Below are 3,122 nucleotides of genomic sequence, written 5' to 3'. Positions count from 1 at the left end.
AAAGAGATATGCACCAGATGAGTTCAAAGATGCCTGGCAAGTTAAGGTTGAAAACGGGACTGTAGTTTTCGGTTCTGCTTTCAACAAATGGGCTGTTTCCACCAAATATATACAGAAATCCTCTGTAGGATTCAAGGAAGTTTATCAATATCTGCAGAATGGTGATCAGAAAACGCTTAGCAAGAAGAGCCCGTTGCATAAGGTTCTTCTGGATGCCGTTGTTCATCACTTGCCATCACCCTTAGAGGCTCAAAAATATAGAGTTCCTCAGATATGGAAGGGGGATCTTAATTCAGATGTGGGAAAGGCAATGCTGAACTGCGATCCCAACGGACCCATAATGATGATGGTTACCAAGATAATAGTAGATGAACATGCAGGAGAAATAGCAGTTGGGAGGCTCTTCAGCGGGAAATTAACCAAGGGTGTGGAACTTTATATATCAGGAATGGGAGACAAGAAGTACAAGGTTCAACAACTGGCAATGATGGTGGGTCCTGATAGGATTCCCATTGACGAGCTCTGGGCTGGTAACATTCCAGCCATAGTGGGACTAAAAGATGCCATTGCCGGTTCTACGGTTTCAAGTCTAAAGGATGTCGAACCTTTTGAGCCAATGGTTCATTATTCTGAACCTGTTGTTACGGTAGCAATTGAGGCCAAGTACACGAAGGATCTCCCAAGGTTAATAGAAGTGCTAAGAACAGTATCAAAAGCAGATCCGAGTATTCAGGTAGAAATTAATCAGGAAACAGGAGAGCATCTCATATCAGGAATGGGAGAATTGCACCTTGAAGTTACGCTGTATAGAATCAGGAATGATTATAAGGTTGAGGTCGAAACCTCTGATCCAATTGTTGTTTACAGGGAGACGGTTGCTGGAAAAGGAGGACCATTTGAGGGTAAATCGCCAAATAAGCACAACAGATTCTATATTACAGTTGAACCCTTAGAGAAGGAAATAGTGGAGGCAATTCTGGAAGGTGATATTGCTCAAACAGACAGAATCAAGGATAAGAAGTCACTGGTTTCGCAGTTGGAAAAATTGGGGATGGATAGGGAGGAAGCGAAGGGAGTTGAGGCAATACATGGCCCCAACATTCTCGTCGATGCGACAAAAGGTATACAGTACCTAAATGAAACAATGGAGTTGGTTAAGCAGGCATTCATGGAAGCCATGGATAAGGGTCCACTGGCAAATGAGAAAGTTTATGGAGTAAAGGTCAAATTGGTGGATGCAAAACTGCATGAAGACAGCATCCACAGAGGACCTGCCCAGGTCATCCCAGCTGTCAGAAATGCTATTTATGGAGCCATGGTACAAGCTGGTAGAGTCCTTCTGGAACCAATGCAGAAGGTCTTCGTTGATACACCCATTGAAGAATCTGGTTCAGTGACCAGAGAATTCCAGCAGAGGAGGGGTGTAATACTGGAGATGAATCAGGAAGGGGACGTATCCAAGATAGTGGCTATAGTTCCAGTTCCTGAGATGTTCGGATTTGCCTCAGCCATAAGAGGCGCCACCAGTGGAAGAGTACTGTGGAGCACTGAGAACGCAGGATACCAGCAGGTACCTAAGGATCTGCAGGACGAGGTAGTTAGAAAGATAAGAGAGAGGAAGGGATTAAAACCTGAGCCCTACGATGCAGATTATTATGCAAATCTGTGATGATATCGATAAGGATATATATGGAAAATAAATAAAGGCAAGCTAAATATATAATGGAGGTAAATAGAATATGGCAACACAAAAACCACACCTGAATTTGGTAACAATAGGTCACGTTGACCATGGTAAATCGACAACTGTAGGTCGAATACTGTTCGAGCATGGGGAGATTCCACCCCATATCATAGAAGAATATAGGAAGGAAGCTGAAGAGAAAGGAAAAGCGACCTTCGAATTTGCCTGGGTTATGGACAGGCTAAAGGAAGAGAGGGAAAGAGGAGTTACTATTGATGTAGCTCACAGAAAATTCGAAACTGACAAATATTATTTCACTCTTATTGATGCACCCGGACACAGGGACTTTGTTAAGAACATGATAACGGGTACAAGTCAAGCAGATGCAGCATTGTTGATAGTTTCTGCAAGGGAAGGAGAAGGGGTAATGGCCCAAACAAGGGAACACGTATTCCTTGCAAGGACCTTGGGAGTTAACCAAATGATTGTGGGAATTAACAAGATGGATGCAACTCAACCTCCTTATTCTCAAAAGAGATTTGAAGAGGTAAAGAAGCAGGTAGAGCAACTACTTGCATCTGTTGGATACAAAAATGTTCCCATATTGCCCATATCCGGCTACAAAGGGGACAATATTATGAAAAAGAGCCCCAACATGCCATGGTGGAATGGTCCGACCCTACTAGAAGCACTCAATTCACTGCAGGTACCACCAAAACCAATAGATAAGCCACTCAGGTTACCCATTCAGGATGTGTACTCCATAACTGGTATTGGAACAGTTCCAGTTGGAAGAGTAGAGACTGGTGTACTAAAGGTCGGAGATCAGGTTGTATTTGAGCCTTCCCACAAGTCAGGCGATGTTAAATCCATAGAAATGCATCATGAACCGCTCCAGCAGGCAGAACCTGGAGATAACATAGGTTTCAACGTCAGGGGCATCTCAAAGACCGATATAAGAAGGGGAGATGTTGCAGGACATCCTACAAATCCACCAACCGTGGTATCAAGCTTCACAGCACAGATTGTGGTTCTCAATCACCCATCAGTCATAGCACCTGGTTATACTCCAGTTTTCCACGCCCATACAGCCCAGGTAGCCTGTACCATAACTGAGATATTGAAGACAATTGATCCAAGGAACGGTACTACAAAGGAAGAGCATCCAAGCCACATACAGACGGGAGATGTTGCCATTGTTAAGGTCGTTCCTACAAAGCCCATGGTTATAGAGAAAGTGTCTGAGTTCCCGCCCATGGCAAGATTCGCAGTTAGGGATATGGGACAGACTGTAGCAGCTGGACAATGCATCGATGTTGAGAAAAAGACACAGTAAAGTGATGAACAATGGCCTCCTATAAGATGAAGATCTCCCTATCTAGATCGGAAGAGCACACGTCTGAACTCCAGTCACCCTCGGAATGATCTGGGGGGGGGG

2 protein-coding genes are annotated in these 3,122 nt (G+C 44.2%); both read left to right on the top strand.

The genetic code is table 11. The features are described 5' to 3' along the window. Positions 1-1,669, top strand: a 1,669-nt coding sequence (locus tag ACYQ0N_RS15115; protein WP_460163151.1) for an elongation factor EF-2, incomplete at its 5' end; no start/stop codon positions are given. Positions 1,670-1,739: 70 nt separating this feature from the next. Beyond that, the gene (gene tuf, locus ACYQ0N_RS15110) at positions 1,740-3,020 is read left to right on the top strand and encodes a translation elongation factor EF-1 subunit alpha (RefSeq protein ID WP_460163150.1); all 1,281 of its coding nucleotides are present in this window, start codon (positions 1,740-1,742) and stop codon (positions 3,018-3,020) included. The last annotated feature ends 102 nt before the right edge of the window (positions 3,021-3,122 follow it).

The organism is Ruminococcus sporogenes (assembly GCF_054655175.1).
Note: the sequence above shows the minus strand (reverse complement) of the source record. Positions and strands in the feature narration are given on the sequence as shown.

Bases quoted from the DNA above. Each gene is read 5' to 3' on its own strand.
- tuf (WP_460163150.1), top strand. From the start codon at position 1,740: ATGGCAACACAAAAACCACACCTGAATTTGGTAACAATAGGTCACGTT.